We start from the raw sequence: 17,518 nt of genomic DNA, 5'->3' as shown, positions 1-17,518 counted from the left end.
GAAAAGGCCGGTACGGGTCGGGCGCTCAGCGCCGGGCCAGCAGGTCGCGCGGGTTGTCCACGAGGATGCGCCGGGCGTACGCCTCACCCAGGCCCAGGGACACCGCCAGCGGCACGAACGTCGCGGCGACGTAGCTGAAGGGCAGGTCGTGGCCGGCCCGGCCCTTGGCCACCCCGATCGCGTTGCTCGAGAGCAGGAGCCGGTGCCCGTAGCCGGCCCCGACGAGCTCGACCACCGCGGCGGCGCGCTCCCGGTCGCTCAGGTACGCGTCGTCGTCCAGGCCCACGTGGTCCAGGGCCACGAACGCCCCGCGGCGGGCGACCTCCAGCGGGGCCCCCGCGGCGACGGCGTCCCTGCGGTCCAGCCCGCCCACGACGACCCGATCCGCCGCCAGTCCCTCGTCCAGCACCACGTCGAGCTCGGCCACCGCGTCGGCGCCGAACCGGATCGACACCGCCACGCCCGTGGCCCGGGCGGCCCGGGCGGCGCCGCGGAACAGGCTCTCGTCGGTCGGGGTCATGCCCGCACGGGTGGCCGTGGTGGCCACGAGCCCGGCGGCGCCGCGTCGCTCCACGCGCGGGACCACCATGCCCTCGGTGACCTCCCGGGCGAACAGGTCGGCGAACTTCTCCGCCGGCCACGGCGTCGGCGGGTTGGTCTGCGGGGTCAGGAAGTACCCGCCGAGCATCTCCTCCGGCCCCATGCCGGTCGAGGCGACGATGTGCACGCCGGTCGCCCGCGAGAGCGCCTCGTACAGCCGCACGTCGCGGCCGTGGAACATGCCCGTGCTGTCCACGATCGTCCCCCCGCCGGCCTCGCGGAAGCCGGTCAGCTTCGCGGCCAGAACCTCGAAGACCTCCGCACGGTCGATCGTGATGTCGAACGCGTGCTCGGCCCCCGGCACCACCGAGAGCAGGGCCTCATGGATGGCGACGACGCCCAGGTCCTCCGCTGGGACGGGCCCGAGAACGGTGTGGACGGTCTTGCTCGTGGCGGTTGTCGTGTCCGTCATTGGCACTGCCTTTCGTCAGCCTGACGCCCGCTGTGGCGTCACGCAGGGTGGAGGGTCACGCACCGCCACGAGGGGGTCGGTTCCCGCCGGGGGTGGGGCGGGGAGCAGGCGACGGCGGGCAGTGCACCGGGGAGCCTGACGTGGGTCCTTCGGCCGTAGTGCACTGCGGTGCGATGTGACCCTCCTTACGTCACGTCCACTAAGTTGACACGCTGTCAGCACCCAAGTCAAGAAGGTGTGCGGCGGCGGTCTGTGGCTCGCCCCGTGCCGCGGGCCGGCCGCGGCGGCCGGGCGGTCGGGCGGTCGGGCGGTCGGGCGGTCGGGCCCACCTTGCACGGCAGCGGGGCCCGCGAGGATGCCTTCAGTTGAACTGTGTAACATCCGTCACGGCCCGCCCCCGGGCGGTGCCCTCGCGAAGGAAAGGACGTCGCATGAGTTCGGACAACCCCAGCCTGCTCGTCGTGGTCGCCAGCACCCGGCCCGGCCGCGTCGGCATCCACGTCGGCCGGTGGATCCAGGAGGCGGCGGAGACCCACGGCGGCTTCGACGTGCGGTTCGCGGACCTGGCCGAGCTCGCGCTGCCGTTCATGGACGAGCCGCGCCACCCGAGGCTGCGCCAGTACGAGCACCAGCACACCAAGGACTGGTCGGCGATCGTCGACGCCGCCGACGCGTTCGTCTTCGTCACCCCCGAGTACAACCACGGCTACAACGCCGCGCTGAAGAACGCGCTGGACTTCCTCCACGCGGAGTGGGCCGACAAGCCCGTCGGCCTGGTCAGCTACGGCGGGATCGCCGCCGGCACGCGCGCCGTCCAGCAGCTCAAGCCCGTGCTCGCGGCGCTGCGCATGCTCCCCGCCGTCGAGGCGGTCAACATCCCGTTCGTCGCCAAGCTGGTGCAGGACGGCGCCCTCCGGCCGACCGCCGAGACCACGGCGGCCGCCACCGACATGCTCGACGAGCTCGCCCGCCTCACCGGCAAGCTGCGCCCGGCCCGGGAGGCCGAGCTGGAGCTGTCGCACTAAGGCACCCTCCAGCTCTCGCTACGCCCGCGTGGCCCACCGGCCGCGCGGGCGTGGCCGGTTCTCCGGCGGCTCGCCTCAGCCGACGATGCGCCGCAGGTCCGCCCGGCGTGGGCGGTAGGCGCCCACCGAGTCCCGCAGGTCACCCTCGAGGGCGAGCTCGCCCCACCGGTCCCAGGCGGCGCGCCACACGTGACGCCGCCTCGGCGACCGAGTGGTCGCCGAGCGGGAGGCCGGCCCTCGTCCCGTATTCCGGACCGTGGCCGGAGGGCTCAGGCGCCGCGGGCCTGCGTGCCACCGCCGGCATCGACCGTGTCCGCGAGCGGCGGCGCGGACGGTCGGCGGCTGGTGAGCGCCACCCCGGCGAGGACCAGGACGCCGCCGAGAACCTGGGCGAGATGGAGCGGCTGACCCATGAGGACCGTCGCGAGGGCGGTGAAGACGGTGATGAGGTTGAGGTAGACGCCGGCGCGGCCGGCCTCGATCACCGTCAGCGCCCGGTTCCACAGCAGGTAGGACAGCACGGAGGGGAAGAGGGCGATGAAGACGAGCGACCACGCGCCGCCGGCGTCGCGGGGCAGGTCGAGGCCGCCGGCGAGGGCGAAGGGCAGCGTGGCCACGAGGGTCACCGCCGCCTGGGCGGCGGTGGAGGCGATCGGGGGAAGCGCCGGGGCCCGGCGCCCGATGATGGTGTAGGCGGTCCACACCACGATCGCGCCGATCATCAGCAGGTCCCCGGCCCCCAGCTCCAGGGACGCGAGGTCGCCCAGGGCCCCGTCGGTGAGCACGACGAGGACACCGACGAGCGCGACGACCACCCCGCCGACGCCCCAGAGGGTCAGCCGCTGACGCAGGAACGCCGCGGCCGCGAGCAGGATCAGCGCGGGGGCGAAGGCGTTGATGAGCGAGGCGTTGAACGGGCTCGTGTGCTCCAGCGCGGCGTAGAGCAGCAGGTTGTACCCGGCCAGGCCGGTGAGGCTGAGCGCCACCAGCCACGGCCAGTGCCGTGCGAGCCGGCGCCAGTCCGGCCTCTCGGTGAGCTGGGCGATGATCACGAGGGGGACGAGGGCGAGCGCCCAGCGCAGGACCACCAGGCTCAGCGGGTCCATCTGCCCGACGGCGACGGCCCCGAGCACGTAGTTCCCGGCCCAGAACAGCGTCGCCGCCACCAGCGACGATCCGGCGACCACCCGCCGACGATCCACGTCATTCTCCTTCGGTGTTCCCGGGGCGCCGCTCCCCACGCTCGCGGCTGTCCTCGCGAAGGCTCGGTGGCGACGGGGCGGTGAGACGTCCTCGCCGGGCCGGATCGACAGCGCGTTCCCCCGATTGTCGCTCGCGCTCGCCGTCCGTTCGTTCGGCGTTCCGTCGCTGAGCGTCCACGCGCCTCCCCTCCGCCGGCCGGGACCGGCCCGCCCGGCCGGCGAGGCACGCCGGGCGCCGACTGTCACCGCGATGTGTGGACTGACTCCGGAATTTGCGCCCAAAGTTCGCCCGAAATTGAGAAACTGCACGTACAGCGTGCGCGTGCGGTTGACGCAAGTGCGGGCGGGGCCGCGCCGATCGTGCACCTCATCAAAGGAATCGAGCCGTGGAACTCATCGTCGGAAGCATCCCGGTCGTGGGGGCAGTCCTGGTGGCGGCCATCGTCGTCTTCGCGATGGTCAGGAGGTCCATCCGGACCGTGGACCTCAACGAGGCGCTGGTCATCGTCGGCCGCAACGACACCAAGGGTGGCCCCACCGGCAGCCTGGACGCCCTGCCCGTGGCCGACGTCGCCGACGGCAAGGGCCCTCGCGTGGTCATCGGTGGCCGGGCCTTCGTCAAGCCCTTCTTCGAGTCCGTCACGCGGATCTCCCTCGAGCAGCGCCAGCTCTCGCTGACAGTCGAGGGGGTGGACAAGAACTTCATCTCCGTCGGCGTGAAGGCGTCCGTGCTGTTCAAGGTGCGCGGCGACGCGGACGGCGTGCGCCGGGCCGCGCAGCGGTTCACGAGCCAGCAGGCCAACCTCGAGCAGCCCCTCCAGCAGGCCCTGGAAGGCGCGCTGCGCCCGGTGCTGGGCTCGATGACGGTCGAGGAGATCATCTCGGACCGCGAGGCCCTGCAGAAGCAGGTGTTCGACTCGATCCGCCCGGACCTGCACCAGCAGGGCTTCCACATCGACCTGGTCAACCTCTCCGACATCTCCACCCCGGGGTCGGACTACCTGGCCAACCTCGGCCGGGCGCAGGCCGCCCGGGCGCGGCAGATCGCCGAGGTGCAGGAGGCCGAGGCGCGCCTCGCCTCGGAGACCGCCCAGCTCCAGGCCCAGGAGAGGATCGCCGAGCGCGAGCGCGACCTCGCCCTCAAGCAGGCGACCATCAAGGCCGAGACCGACAAGGCCAACGCCGAGGCGGAGGCCGCCGGGCAGCGGGCCCGTGCCGAGCAGGAGCGGATCGTCGCCACCGAGGAGCGCGCCGCGCTGGAGGAGAAGGCCAAGGTCACCGAGCAGCAGCTCGACATCGACGTGCGCAAGCCCGCCGACGCCGCCGCGTACGCCGCGGCGAAGGAGGCCGAGGGCGCGCGCGATGCCAGGAAGGCCGAGACCGAGGCGGAGGCGTTCAAGCGCACCACCATGGCCGAGGCCGAGCTCGCGGCCCAGGCGAACGAGGCGCGGGCCATCACCGCGCTCGGTGAGGCGCGCGCCGCTGCCGCCCGGGCAGAAGGCCTCGCGACCGCCGAGGCCACCCGGGCGCAGGCGGAGGCGCTGGCCCAGCAGGGCAGTGCCGTCATCGTCCAGCAGCTCGTCGGCCTGCTCCCGGAGATCACCCGGGCCGCCGCCGAGCCGGTGGGCCAGATCGACAACCTCACGGTGGTCGGCACCGACGGAGCCGGCGCCGTCACGAAGATCGCCGGCCAGGTGCTCGGCGAGGGGCAGCGCGTCATCGGCGCGCTGACGGGCCTCGATCTCGCCGGCCTGCTCGCGGGCGTCGTGGGCGGCGGGGAGCCGCGGGACGGCGTCAGCAAGGACGCGCTCGACGGCGTCACCAGGGAGCCGGTCGACAGCGTCGCCCCGGTCGGGGCCTAGAGCAGTTCCGAGGGGTGGGGCCAGCCCTACCCCACACTGGCGTGCAGGCTCCATGGTTGCGGACGACGGAGCCCGGAAGGCTTGGGGGCATGAGCGCAACCACTGCTACCCTCCAGCCCGTGCCCCACAGCACCGGGCTTCCCAGCCTCCTCCGGCGCGCCGGCCACGAGGTGGTCTACCTCCTCGCCGGCCTGCCGCTGGCCATCGTCGGGTTCGTCGTCTTCGTCGCGGGCATCAGCCTCAGCGCCGGCCTCCTGGTCACCCTCCTCGGCCTGCCGGTCATGGCGCTGACGCTGAGCGCGGCGGGCGGCCTGGGCGACCTGGAAGGCCGCCGCCTCGCCGCCCTCGGCCAGCCGATCCCCAGGCCGCGCCCGTACGCCCCGCCGGAGTCCCGGTTCTGGCGCCGGGTACTCGCCAGGCTCCGCGACGGCCAGCGCTGGCTCGACCTGCTCTACCTGCTCCTCGAGTTCCCGCTGGCCATCACCACGTTCGTCCTCACGATCACCTGGTGGGCGATCGGCATCGGCGGCCCGCTCTACGTCCTGTACGAGCCCTTCCTGCGCTCGGCCGACCGCTACGGCCTGGCCTGGCTGCTCGGGTTCGACGGCCTGGTCGCCGACGTCGTCGTCAACACCGCCGTCGGCGTCGTCTTCCTCCTCACCGCCCCGGCGGTCACCCACGGGCTGGTCGCGGCGCACCGGGGCCTCGCGCGGGTCACCCTCGGCGCGATGAGCGAGCGGCAGCTGCGCGAGCGGGTGGAGTCCCTCACCGCCAGCCGGGCCGCCGTCGTCGACGCGGAGGCGGAGACCCTCCGCCGCATCGAGCGCGACATCCACGACGGCCCGCAGCAGCGGCTGGTCCGGCTCTCCATGGACCTCCAGGCCGCCCAGCGCCGGCTGGCCGAGGACGACTCGCCCGCCGCGCGGCGGCTGCTGGACGAGGCGGTGACCCACGTGCAGGAGAGCCTGTCCGAGCTGCGCGCCCTCTCCCGCGGCATCGCCCCGCCGGTCCTCACCGACCGGGGCCTGGCCGCGGCGCTCGCCTCCGCCGCCGGGCACAGCCCCATCCCGGTCTGGCTCGACGTCGCCCTCGAGCCCGAGCGGCGCCTGGCCCCGGCGCGCGAGTCCGCCGCGTACTTCGTCGTCACCGAGGCGCTGACGAACGCGGCCAAGCACAGCGGCGCCTCCCGGATCGGGGTGTGGGTGACGGAGGAGGCCGACGGCGCGCTGCGGGTCATCGTGGAGGACGACGGCCGCGGCGGCGCGAGCCTGGGCAAGGGCCACGGGCTGCAGGGCCTCGCCGACCGGCTCGCCGGGGTGGACGGCCGGCTCGCGGTCGACAGCCCCGAGGGGCACGGCACGACGCTCACCGCGGTCATCCCGTAGGCGCCGCGACCGCTGCGGCCGGGCCTGTCACGGCCCGGCCGCGCACTCTCGAGCCGTCGCGGCCGCCGTCCGCCTCGCCGGGCGCACGGCGCCGCTCCCGTAGAGTCCGGGGCGTGCGCGTCGCCCTGGCCGAAGACTCCCTCCTGCTCCGCGAGGGGCTCGTCCGGTTGCTGGAGGAAGCCGGCTGCGACGTCGTCGCCGCGGTGGGCGACGGCGTCCAGCTCGTCGAGGCCGTCGTGCGGGAGCGGCCCGAGGTGGCCGTCGTCGACGTCCGGATGCCGCCGTCGTTCACCGACGAGGGGCTGCGGGCGGCGCTGGAGGTCCGCGACCGCGCGCCGGGCACCGCGATCCTCGTGCTGTCCCAGTACGTCGAGGAGTCCTACGCCGCCGACCTCCTGGCCACCGGCGGCGGGGTCGGCTACCTGCTCAAGGACCGGGTGGCCGCGCTCGAGGAGCTGAGCGACGCGCTCGAGCGGCTCGTGGCGGGCGGCACGGTGCTCGACCCGACGGTGGTCGCCCAGCTGCTCACCGCCCGGCGGGCCCGGCCGGTCGAGCGCCTGACCGAGCGCGAGCGCGAGGTGCTGGGCCTGGTGGCGGAGGGGCGGACGAACGCCGCGATCGCCCGGGCCCTGGTGGTCACGCCCAAGGCGGTGGAGAAGCACATCTCCTCGATCTTCGACAAGCTCGACCTGCCGCCGTCGGACGACGACCACCGCCGGGTCCTGGCGGTGCTGGCATGGCTGCGCGACGGCCCCGCCGGCGGCGACCACCCGTCCGCGCGCGGCCAGAAGGCCACGCTCGCCGCAGCCAGACTGCCATTCTCGTCGTAGCCAGAATGCGCTTCGCGTCGTAGCCAGACTGGCACGGTGGCCGCAGCCAGCATGTCAGTCTGGTCGTGGCCGCGGCACCGGTCTTGTCGCGGCCGGTCAGGACCCGGCCGCGACCAGGCGGTGGACCAGCCGGATCGCGATCGACCCCTCACCGACGGCGGAGGCGACGCGCTTGGCGGACCCGTGCCGCACGTCTCCGGCCGCGAAGACGCCCGGGACGCTGGTCTCCAGCGCCAGCGGGGCGCGCCCGAGGTGCTGGCTCGCCTCGGCGCTCACGTCCGGGCCCGTCATGACGAAGCCGTCGCGGTCGCGCTCGACCGACTCGGGCAGCCACGCGGTGTGCGGCCGGGCACCGATCATGAGGAAGAGGTCGTGGGCGCCGACCTGCTCCTCTCCCCCGCCCGCGCGATCACGCAGGACGAGGTGGTCCAGCCAGCCGTCGCCGCCGCCGTCGACCACCTCGGTGCCGGTCCGGACGACGATGTTGGGCGTCGCCTCGACCTGCCGGACCAGGTAGTGCGACATGCCGGCGTCGAGCGTCCCGGCGCGCACCACGAGCGTGACGCGGCGGGCGTAGCGGGCCAGGTGCAGGGCCGCCTGCCCGGCGGAGTTCGCGCCCCCGACCACGTAGACGTCCTCCCCCGCCACCAGCGGCGCCTCCGTGGCGGCGGCGCCGTAGAAGACGCCGGCCCCCTGCAGCGCCTCGAGGGGTGCGACGCCGAGGCGGCGGTAGCTGGCCCCCATGGCCAGGACGACGGAGCGCCCGGCCACCACGCCGCCGGTGTTCAGGCCGAGGACGGTCATGCCGGACTCGGCGCGGAGGGTGGTGACCCGCTGCATGAAGGCGAAGCGCGCCCCGAAGACCCACGCCTGCTCGTAGGCCCGGCGGGCCAGCTCCCCGCCGCTCACGCCGCGCGGGAAGCCGAGGTAGTTGCGGATCGCCGAGCTGTAGGTGGCCTGCCCGCCGATGCTGCCCGAGTCGACGAGCAGGGTACGCAGTCCCTCGGAGGCACCGTAGACGGCGGCGGACAGCCCGGCCGGTCCGCAGCCGACGATCACGAGGTCGTACTCGTCGCCTCCGGTATCGACCGCCGTCCCCGCCGACCGCGCGATGTCCGCGTCGCTGGGATCCTCGAGGACGTTGCCGTCCGGCATGACCAGGACCGGCAGCCGCGTCCTCGTGCCGACACCGGCGAGGACGGCGCGCCCGTCGTCAGAGCTCGCCAGGAAGAACCGGTGCGGCATGGCGCACCGTTCCAGCACCTCGCGCAGCTCGTACGCCCTGCCGGACCAGGTCTTCCCGATGACGTCGGTCGTGTACGGGGCGCTGTGCTGCTCCTCGGCCCACGCGAGCAGGAAGCTCGAGATCGCCTGGTGGAACTGCTCGTCCGGTGGCGGCGCGGGCCGCACCAGGTAGTGGTCCATGTGGCCGCCGGCGATCGCCTCGAAGATCGCCTCGCCGGCCACCGGGTCGCCGATGTGGCCCCACCGGATCAGCAGCACCCGCTGGGCGTGCGGGAAGATGCGCCGCACCTCCGCCAGCAGCCGGGTGCCGGGCTCGCCGGCCAGGACCTCCCCGGCGAGGACCAGGGCGACCTGCTCCCCGGCGGCCGCCAGCTCCTCCAGCGCGGCGAGCGCCTCGTTCGGCGAGCGCCGGCAGCAGACGCGATAGTCGTGCTCGTACCGGTGGCGCAGCTCGCGCTCGACCTCGCCCAGCAGGTCAGGGTCGTCGTCGACCGCGACCAGCAGTGGCCGGTTCATGGCAGCTGGCCGGATCGTCGGGCAGGGTGTGCCCTCACTCGCTCGATGCTAGGAGGGCACGTGCGGCGGCGCCAGGCTCCGCCGCGTGGACCGGCCCGCTGCCCAGGGGTCGGCACGTCCTGTCGATGAGGCGTCCGCTACGCAGGGAAGGGCTGTTGCGCGATCTGGATCAGCGCGGTCACGAGGAGAAGTCCGCCGACCGCCACGAGGCCATAGCGCACCGTCTTCAGCTTGAAGGTCGTGCCGATGCCGACGAGGAACAGGACGGATGCCAGGAGGACGGTGATGCGGACATAGTTGTCCGCAACCTCGCCGTCGCGGTAGCCCGCCCGCAGGTGTGCCTCGGCGGCCGCGTCGAGCCGGTCACCACGCTCCTGCTCCGGCTGGCGGTACTCCGGCATGTACGTGGGCCCGGCCGGTGCATCGGGGTTGGTGTCTGGGTTCGTCGCGCGCCATGCGTCGAACGCGACTCGGAACTCCGGTCGGAACCGCCGCTCGGCCACCTGCATCTTGTCGGGGTCACCCAGCGTGAACGCGGTGAACCAGGCGTTGAACGTGCTGGCGTCGAAGTTGCGGAGCTCCGTGGCCAGCGCGATGGCGCGGGCGGCCTGCGCCGTCGCGATCGACGCCTCCGCGAAGTCGCTGCGCTGCTCGGTGCTCCACCGGGCCGCGGAGTAGCCCGCCCAGGCGGTGATCACCGTGACCACGGAGAGGAGCCCCGCCTCGAGGATGAGGATCACTCGGCTCATCTCGCCCCGCTCACCGGCCAGGATCTGGCGGCGCCGCAGCTCCTCGGTTGCCTCCGCTGCCTCCGCCGGCGTCAGGCCCTCATCCACGAGCACACCCCCGAGGGCCGCCGGCCCGCCCAGCGAATGGGATCGTCGGCATGCCACATGGTGACACCGGCGCGGTGTGACGGCATCACCCCCACGGGGTGCCATCGTGGATTCGGCACTCTCCCGAAGACGCCGCGCTCAGGGTCACGCGGGGGTGATGACGACGGCGTCGAGCGCCACCGGCCCGGTCGCGGTGAGCCGCAGCGGGTTCACCTCGATCTCGGCGACGTCGGGATTGACGAGCAGGACGTTGCCGACGGCGGTGAGCACCCCCGCGAGCTCCGCCGGGTCGAGGGTCGGACCCCCGCGGTGCCCGAACAGCAGGCGCCGGGCCCGTAGGTCGGACACCATGCCCGCGGCCGCGCGGTCACTGAGCGGCACGCTGCGGATGGCGACGTCGGCGAGGACCTCCGCCGCCGTGCCGCCCAGGCCCAGGAGCAGCACGGGACCGAAGACCGGGTCGCGGCGGGCGCCCACGATGAGGTCGACCCCGGGGGCCGCCATGGCCTCGACCAGGACCTCCCGCGCGCCCGCCGCCTCGAGCGCGTCGAGCGCCCGCCCCATCGCCTCGGGGGTGCGGACGCCGAGGTGGACGCCCCCGACCTCGGTCTTGTGCAGCACGGTGGCGTCGAGCAGCTTCACCGCCACCGGACCACCGAGCGCGGCCAGCGCCTCCAGCGCCTCGGCGCGATCCCGGCATCGCCGCCGCGGCGGGGTGGGCACCCCCAGGGCATCGAGCAGCTCCTTGCCGCGGACCTCGTCCCACGGCCCCGTCAGGCCCGGCCACGGCTGCGGCGGGGTCACGTCCTGGGCGCATGCGAAGCGTCCCGTGGCGTCGTCGGCCAGGGCGGCCACGGCCCGGGCCAGGGCGGTGGGCCCGGAGATGAGCGGGATCCCGGCCTCTCGCGCCGCGGCGCGCTGGGCGGCGACGTCGTCGGGCGGGCCGTCCACCCCGAGCAGCACCGGCACCCGGCCGGCGGCGCCCGAGGTTGCGACGGCCGCCGGCAGGTCCACCACCGGCTCGGTCAGCGCGTAGATCGCCACCGCGTCCACCGCGGGGTCGTCCGCCACGGCGCTCACGACCCGGTCGAAGCCGGGCCCGGGGCGGCCGGTGTCGACGGGGTTGGCCTGGAAGGTCAGCGGCGGCAGCACCTCCGCGATGGCCGCGCGGGTGGCGTCGGTGAGCCGCGGCAGCGTGACCCCGGCGGTCTGCACGGCGTCCGCGACCAGCAGGCCGGGACCGGCCTGGCCCGTGACCAGCGCGACGCCGGGCGCGGGCGACGGCGCCAGGCGCCGCCCGGCCAGCGCCGCCACGGCGGCGACCAGGCCGTCCTCGTCGTCGACGAGCACCGCGCCGGCCTGCCGCAGCACGGCCCGGGTGGTGCGCCAGGACGTCGCCAGCGCCCCGGTGTGCGACCGGGCGAACTCGGCGACGTCGCTGCGCCCGACGACGAGGGCGACCACCGGCTTGACGGCCGACAGCCGCCGCACCGCCGCCAGCAGCGCGGGCCCGTCCTGCACGGTCTCGAGGTGCAGCGCGACGACGCGGGTCTGCTCGTCGTCGACGAGGTGCTCGAGCACGGCCGCAGCGCCGACGTCGACCCCCGCGCCCAGCCCCACGCCGAGGCTGAGGCCGATCCCGGCCTGCTGCAGCCGGAACGCCAGCGCGTGGTTGACGCCGCCGCTGGCGGCGACGACGGCCACCGGTCCGGCGGCGAGGTCGGCGACCCCGGGCACGAAGCTGGCCAGGAGCCGGCGGCCGGGGACGAAGAAGCCCGAGGTGTTCGGGCCGAGGAGCCGGATGCCGGTCTCCCGCACCACCTCCTCCACCGCCCGCTGGTGCTCCTCCCCCGCGGCGCCGGCCTCGGCGAAGCCGCCTGCGCACACCAGCGCGGCGCGCACGCCGCCCTCGGCGCACTCGCGCAGCGCCCGCGCCGTCGCGGGGGCCGGGACGCAGAGCACGGCGAGGTCGACGCCGTCGCCGGCCGCGAGCGCCTCGCTCACGCTGGCGTGCATGCCCTCGCCCCGGCTGTTCACCAGGCGCAGCGGCGCGTCGTACGCGGCGAGGGACTGGGCCATGACGGCGCCGAGCTTGCCCGGCGTCGCGGAGGCGCCGACGACCATCACGCCGGACGGCGCGAAGAAGGCGTCCAGGGCGGTGGGGGCGACGGCGGGGCCGGCGGTGGCGGGTGCGGACAAGCGGGGTCTCCGTTCAGGGCAGCAAGGATGCGGGCGTCGAGCGTGGTGTCAGGGTCAGCTGGTCGAGGCCGCGGGCGCGAGGCTCTTGAGGCCGAGGATCTGCCGGGCCTCCTCGGGCGTGGCCACCTCGTGGCCGAGGTCGCGGATGAGGCGCACCGCCCGCTCGACGAGCTGGACGTTGGTGGCCAGCTCGCCGCGCCGGTAGTAGAGGTTGTCCTCGAGACCGACCCGCACGTGCCCGCCGAGCAGGACGGCGTGGGTGATGGCGGGCAGCTGGTTCGCCGCGACCGCCGAGACGCACAGCTCCGCGCCCGCGGGCAGCTCGTCGACCATCTGGTGGAGGATGCGCGGGGTGTAGGGCAGCGCGCCCTGGAAGCCGCGGTCGAGGCCGAGCACCACGTTGACCCAGTACGGCTGGGCGTCGAAGCCGGCGGTGATCAGCCGGGTGAAGTCCTGGCGGATGTGGGCGGTGCTCATGACCTCCCACTCGGGCTTAATCCCGAGCTCGGTCATCCGGGCGGCGAGCTCGTCGCACTGGGCCGGGGTGCTCAGGTTGACGATCTCGCGCCCGCCCGCGGTGATGACGAAGGACTCGGCGTCGAAGGTGGCCATCTCGACGTGCGGGGCCTCGAGCCCGCGCAGCCGCTCGGTGAAGTCGATGCGCAGCTCCCCGCGCTCGTTCTCCTTGATCATGTCGCCGGAGATGCCACCGCCGGTCGAGATGTTGATGACGACGTCGGTGCGCTCGCGCACGGCCTCGTTGATCGCGCCGTAGACCTCGGCGCGGCAGGTGGCCAGGTCGTCCTCGGGGCGGCGGGCGTGGATGGCCGCCACCGACGCCCCGGCCGCGACGCACGCGGCGACGTCGTCGGCGATCTCCTCCGGCTGGGTGGGCAGATTCGGGTTCTGGGCCTTCGAGGCCATGCCGCCGGTGGGGGCGATGGTGACGATGACCTTGCGGGGCTTGACGTCGGCGGTGGTCGTGCTGGCCATGACAGTGCCTCTCTTCGTTGAGTGATCAGGCGGGGAGCGTGAGCCGGGCGGCGCGGTCGTCCAGGGACAGGTCCAGGTCGTCGAGCGGGTCGGCGCCGGCCGGGTGGATGTCGACGGCGAGGAGGTGGCCCGTCACCGGGCACGCCCAGCCGGTGACGGCGAGGTCCTCGTGGAGGGTCGCTCCCACCCGCTCGGGCAGGGCGAGGGCGACGCGGCGTGCGCCCTGGCGCCACCGGGTCGAGCCGGTGACCAGCAGGGCGCCGTCGACCGTCTCCACCCGCCAACCGTCGGTGCCGCGGATGGCCCGCAGCCGGTCCGAGAGCGGCAGCCACCGCTCCCCCGCCTGCACGCCGGCCGGCGGCAGCGCCGGGTCGAGGCCGCGGCAGGTCTCGGGCACCTGGTCGACGGCGACGCCCAGCCGCTCCGCACGAGCCTGCCGGCGCAGCCGCGCGGTCTGCGCCGCGTCCCAGCCGGTCACGCGCGAGGTGTCGGACGGCGTCAGGGCGACGCCGTAGGTCTCCGCGGCGGCCTGGGGGCTGACGACGCCGCGGCGCACGTCGGCGACGACGTCCGCGGGGTCGCGGTCGAGGGGGTCGCCGATCCCGCCGCCGCCCTGCCAGGTCACGGCGAAGACGTCCTGGCCGGTGATGGGGAAGGCGCCGGGCTTGGGGCCCAGGTCGGTGAACCGGGGGTCGGCGTCGGAGCGCCCGCGCAGCAGCGCGGCCGTGCGGGCCGACTCGGTGGCGTCGCGCAGGAGGCCGCGGGCGAAGGACTGGTGGATCAGCCCGCCGGGCAGGCCGCCGGAGAGCCCGGCGGAGTTGGGCACCTCGGCGCCGTGCGTCATGACCAGGGCCTCGGCCTGGGGGACGGAGATGGTCAGCGCCACCTCGGCGCCCAGGCCGCCGCGGTGCCGCCCGGCGCCGCCGGTGTCCTGCGCGAGGCGGCGGTAGAGGTACACGAGCGGCGTGCCCAGCTCGTTGACCTCGACGTCGGCGATGGACGGGCACGGCGCGTTGATGGGCCCCGCGGCGTCCTGGCCGTCCCGGCTCGCGAAGGCGCCGAAGCCGCCGGCGAGGGGGTCCATGAGGTGCAGCCCGAAGACCTCGCCGAACTGGTTGCGGCCGGAGAGGTTGAAGGTGGCCATGGTCCCGCTGCTGACCGCCTGGGCGCGGTGGGCGTAGGCGGGGGTGGCGGCGAGCAGCCGGTTGAGCGCCCCGGAGACGACGTTGCTGACCACCCAGACGGTCTCCACGGTGGCGCTGCCCACCGGGGCCGGCGGGACGGCGGTGCACACCAGCCCGTCGGGGGCGACGATCTCCACCGGGCGCAGCAGCCCGTCGTTCCACGGGATCTCGAAACCGAGCGTGGGGATCAGCGCCCCGGCCACGCCCCCGGCCAGGCCCGCCCGGGAGCAGTTGACGAAGCCGGGCGCCTGTCCGGAGGAGCCGGAGAAGTCCAGGGTGAGCCGGTCGCCCTGCTTGGTCAGCACGAGGTCGACGGCGTAGAGGGTGTCGGTGTGACCGTCGTGCTCGAGGAAGTCGCGGGTGTGCACCACGCCGTCGGGCATCTCCAGCAGCCGGCGGCGCAGCCGGGTCTCGGCGTCGTCGACCATGGCCGCCATGGCGCCCTGGACCACGCCGGTGCCGTACCGGTGGCACAGCTCCACGAGCCGCTCGGCCGCGACGTTGAGGGTGGCGATGAAGGCCCGGATGTCCAGGCCGAGCTGGGCGGGCAGCCGGGAGGCGGACAGGATCATCTCCAGGACGTCCTCGCGCAGCTCGCCCTCGGAGACCAGGGTGACGGCGGGGATGCGCAGGCCCTCCTGCCAGATCTCCTTGGCCTTGGGCGACCAGGACGCGAAGTCCATCCCGCCGATGTCGGTCTCGTGCGCCATCACCCCGGCCCAGGCGACCAGCTCGCCGTCGACGAACAGCGGGGCGCACATCTGCAGGTCGTTCTGGTGCAGCGCGCCGACGAACGGGTCGTTCCCGACGATCCGGTCGCCGTCGCGGAGCGCACGGCCGCCGGCGAGCAGGTGCCGGATGAGCGCGCCGACGGGCGGGGCCTCGAAGGTGACCTGGTGGCCCATGGTGGCGAAGGACCCGTCCGGCAGGTACAGGCCGGTGAAGAAGTCGCTCGCCTCGGTGACCGTGGGGCTGCCGCTGACGGACTGCAGCGCCAGGCGCATCTGGTCGGTGATGGCCACCAGCCGGCTGCGGACCACCTGCGCGACGACCGGGTCGGTGGCGGCGGCCTGGATGGGGACGTCGAGGGTGCTCATGCCTGTCCTACCTCCACGTGGATGGTGCCGGCGTCGTCCGTGGTGGCGGTGCCGCCGGGCGGGACGACGACGACGCACCCGGGGAGCTGGATGAGGGCGGGACCGGCGAGGTGCTGGTCCGCCGCGGGCCAGTCGCAGCCGTAGACGACCGTCTCGGCGGGGGCGTGGGCGTCGTCGAAGACGACCGGCCGGACGTCGCGGACCTCGAAGGGCTGCCCGGAGGACGACGAGGTCGCGGTGGCCGCGCGCAGCGCCGCGACGGCGCGCACCGAGAGGATCTCGAAGCCGGCCTCCCGGAACCCGGCGCCCGCGCCGAAGAGCTTGTCGTACTCGGCCTCGAACCGGGCGAGCAGGTCCGTCACCGCGGCGACGTCGGGGGCGGGTTCGACGGCGACGTCGAGGTGGTGGGTCTGCCCGCGGTAGCGCACCGCGGCGGTGTGGGTGACCTCGGCGAGGGCCGGGTCGGGGATGGCGTCGAGGGCGCGTCGGCCGGCGTCGGCGAGCGCGGCCGTGAGGACGGTGGCGTGCGACTCCTCGGGCTGGTCGCCGGGTGAGAGGCGCAGGTAGCTGGTCCGGGAGGCCGTGGTGCGCAGGTCGGAGGTGCCGGCGCCGAACGCGGACTGGGCGGTGGCCGTGGCGGGAACGACGAAGCCGGTCAGCCCCAGCTCGCGGCACAGCTTCCAGGCGTGGGAGGGTCCGGACCCGCCGCCGGCCACGAGGGTGAACTCGCGCGGGTCGTGGCCGCGCTCGATGGTCACCGCGCGCAGCAGGTCGGCCATCGCGGCGTCGAAGACCTCGCGCACGGCCCGGGCGGCCTCGACGGCCGTCAGGCCCATCGGCGCGCCGATCCGGTCGGCGAGCGCCGCGCGGGCGGCGTCGACGTCGAGGCGGATGCCGCCGCTGCCGAACCGGTCGGGGTCGAGGACGCCGAGGACGAGGTCGGCGTCGGTGGTGGTCGGCTCGGTGCCGCCCTTGCCGTAGCACACCGGCCCGGGGGTGGCGCCGGCGCTGCGCGGACCGACCGTCAGCACGCCGTCGCGCACGGCGGCGATAGAGCCGCCGCCGGCGCCGATGCTGGCGATGTCGACGCTGGGCACCCGCATGTCGGCGCCGCCGAAGGTCACTTCCTCGCGCAGCAGCGGCGCGCCGTCGACGACGACGCCCACGTCGAAACTGGTGCCGCCGACGTCGAGGGTGAGGACGTTCGGCTGGTCGAGCCGGGCGCCGAGGGCCTGGCCGGCGACCACGCAGGACGCCGGCCCGCTGAGCAGCCCGCGCACCGGGGAGGCCGCGAGCGTGGCGGCCGGGACCACGCCGCCGGCGCTGGTGGTCATCATGATGGGGGCGGTCATCCCGAGCGCGCGCAGCTCGGCCTCGAGGCGGCCGAGGTAGCCGCCGGCGACGGGGCCCAGGGCGGCGTTGGCGACCGTGGTCGAGGCGCGGGCGTACTCGCCGACCGAGGGGGCGACGTCGTGGGAGGTGCTGACGAAGGCGCCGGGCAGGATCTCCGCGGCCAGCGCGGCCAGCGCCCGCTCGTGGGCGGGGTTCTCAGTGGCCCACAGCAGGCAGATCGCCACGGCCCCGACGCCCGCGTCGCGCAGGGCGGTGAGGGCCGCGCGGGCGGAGGCCAGGTCCAGCGGGGTGAGGATCTCGCCGGCGGGGTTGACCCGCTCGGTGACCTCGACGACGAGCTCGCGCGGCACGAGCGGGGCGGTGCGCCCGCGCAGGAAGTAGTTGCCCAGGTCCAGGCCCTGCAGGCCGGCGGTGCCGCGGCGCAGCCGGCCGATCTCGAGCACGTCGCCGAAGCCGAGCGTGGTGACCAGGCCGACCCTGGCGGTCCGGCCGGTGAGGAGGGCGTTGAGCCCGACGGTGGTGCCGTGACCGAAGCGGGTGACCCGGCGGCACAGCTCCGCGGTGGGCAGGCCGACGGCGCGGGCGGCGAGGTGGACGGCGTCGATGACGCCGGTGACGACGTCGGCGGTGGTGGGCGACTTGCAGACGACGGGCTGCCCGTCGGGGCCGCGCAGCCACAGGTCGGTGAACGTGCCGCCGACGTCGGTGCCGACGGCCCAGCCGGACGCCGGGGCCTCGGTGGCCGGCGCGGGGTCGTCAAGGATGGCAGTCATGAAGCT

The 17,518-nt window shown here is 74.9% G+C and carries 12 protein-coding genes; 4 read left to right on the top strand and 8 right to left on the bottom strand.

Going from position 1 to position 17,518, the window contains the following annotated elements; genetic code table 11:
• Positions 1-25: 25 nt before the first annotated feature.
• Positions 26-1,012 (bottom strand): phosphotriesterase family protein, encoded by a 987-nt coding sequence (locus tag GD880_RS14185; RefSeq protein WP_152232266.1) that lies wholly within the window; start codon positions 1,010-1,012, stop codon positions 26-28.
• A 431-nt stretch (positions 1,013-1,443) separates the two neighbouring features.
• Between GD880_RS14185 and GD880_RS14180 the strand changes: the two genes are divergently transcribed.
• On the top strand, positions 1,444-2,037 hold the full coding sequence (locus GD880_RS14180; RefSeq protein WP_152232265.1) for an NADPH-dependent FMN reductase: 594 nt from the start codon (positions 1,444-1,446) through the stop codon (positions 2,035-2,037).
• Between the two features lie 269 nt (positions 2,038-2,306).
• On the opposite strand, the gene GD880_RS14175 is transcribed toward GD880_RS14180, so the two are convergent.
• Positions 2,307-3,239 (bottom strand): DMT family transporter, encoded by a 933-nt coding sequence (locus GD880_RS14175; protein ID WP_226909675.1) that lies wholly within the window; start codon positions 3,237-3,239, stop codon positions 2,307-2,309.
• A gap of 386 nt (positions 3,240-3,625) precedes the next feature.
• Between GD880_RS14175 and GD880_RS14170 the strand changes: the two genes are divergently transcribed.
• The 3 genes from GD880_RS14170 (at position 3,626) to GD880_RS14160 (ending at position 7,316) form a co-directional block, all read left to right on the top strand.
• Positions 3,626-5,101 carry an SPFH domain-containing protein gene (locus GD880_RS14170; RefSeq protein WP_226909674.1) on the top strand — a complete coding sequence of 492 codons (1,476 nt, stop codon included), beginning with the start codon at positions 3,626-3,628 and terminating at the stop codon, positions 5,099-5,101.
• Between the two features lie 89 nt (positions 5,102-5,190).
• Positions 5,191-6,486, top strand: a complete 1,296-nt coding sequence (locus GD880_RS14165; protein WP_152232264.1) for a sensor histidine kinase — start codon at positions 5,191-5,193, stop codon at positions 6,484-6,486.
• Positions 6,487-6,599: 113 nt separating this feature from the next.
• On the top strand, positions 6,600-7,316 hold the full coding sequence (locus GD880_RS14160; protein ID WP_152232263.1) for a response regulator: 717 nt from the start codon (positions 6,600-6,602) through the stop codon (positions 7,314-7,316).
• A 96-nt stretch (positions 7,317-7,412) separates the two neighbouring features.
• Here GD880_RS14160 and GD880_RS14155 read toward each other — a convergent pair whose 3' ends face one another.
• From GD880_RS14155 to GD880_RS14130, 6 genes are all read right to left on the bottom strand, one after another.
• A complete protein-coding gene (locus GD880_RS14155; RefSeq protein WP_152232262.1) occupies positions 7,413-9,077 on the bottom strand; it encodes an FAD-dependent oxidoreductase in 1,665 nt (554 codons plus the stop codon).
• A 137-nt stretch (positions 9,078-9,214) separates the two neighbouring features.
• A complete protein-coding gene (locus GD880_RS14150) occupies positions 9,215-9,913 on the bottom strand; it encodes a hypothetical protein (RefSeq protein WP_193314518.1) in 699 nt (232 codons plus the stop codon).
• Positions 9,914-10,057: 144 nt separating this feature from the next.
• On the bottom strand, positions 10,058-12,112 hold the full coding sequence (locus GD880_RS14145; protein WP_226909672.1) for an acetate--CoA ligase family protein: 2,055 nt from the start codon (positions 12,110-12,112) through the stop codon (positions 10,058-10,060).
• A 54-nt stretch (positions 12,113-12,166) separates the two neighbouring features.
• Entirely contained in the window at positions 12,167-13,105 is a 939-nt protein-coding gene (locus GD880_RS14140; protein ID WP_152232260.1) for a BKACE family enzyme, read from the bottom strand.
• A gap of 25 nt (positions 13,106-13,130) precedes the next feature.
• Positions 13,131-15,386, bottom strand: a complete 2,256-nt coding sequence (locus GD880_RS14135; RefSeq protein ID WP_152232259.1) for a hydantoinase B/oxoprolinase family protein — start codon at positions 15,384-15,386, stop codon at positions 13,131-13,133.
• A complete protein-coding gene (locus GD880_RS14130) occupies positions 15,383-17,512 on the bottom strand; it encodes a hydantoinase/oxoprolinase family protein (protein ID WP_152232258.1) in 2,130 nt (709 codons plus the stop codon). Before GD880_RS14130 ends, GD880_RS14135 begins: the two co-directional genes overlap by 4 nt.
• Positions 17,513-17,518 lie beyond the last annotated feature (6 nt).

The sequence above is a fragment of the Georgenia ruanii genome (genome assembly GCF_009193175.1).
Taxonomy (GTDB): Bacteria; Actinomycetota; Actinomycetes; order Actinomycetales; family Actinomycetaceae; genus Georgenia; species Georgenia ruanii.
Note: the sequence above shows the minus strand (reverse complement) of the source record. Positions and strands in the feature narration are given on the sequence as shown.

Excerpts from the sequence above, each read along its gene's own strand:
- GD880_RS14140 (WP_152232260.1), bottom strand. The coding sequence starts at position 13,105 with ATGGCCAGCACGACCACCGCCGACGTCAAGCCCCGCAAGGTCATCGTC.
- GD880_RS14185 (WP_152232266.1), bottom strand. The coding sequence starts at position 1,012 with ATGACGGACACGACAACCGCCACGAGCAAGACCGTCCACACCGTTCTC.
- GD880_RS14155 (WP_152232262.1), bottom strand. The coding sequence starts at position 9,077 with ATGAACCGGCCACTGCTGGTCGCGGTCGACGACGACCCTGACCTGCTG.
- GD880_RS14135 (WP_152232259.1), bottom strand. The coding sequence starts at position 15,386 with ATGAGCACCCTCGACGTCCCCATCCAGGCCGCCGCCACCGACCCGGTC.
- GD880_RS14180 (WP_152232265.1), top strand. The coding sequence starts at position 1,444 with ATGAGTTCGGACAACCCCAGCCTGCTCGTCGTGGTCGCCAGCACCCGG.
- GD880_RS14130 (WP_152232258.1), bottom strand. The coding sequence starts at position 17,512 with ATGACTGCCATCCTTGACGACCCCGCGCCGGCCACCGAGGCCCCGGCG.
- GD880_RS14165 (WP_152232264.1), top strand. The coding sequence starts at position 5,191 with ATGAGCGCAACCACTGCTACCCTCCAGCCCGTGCCCCACAGCACCGGG.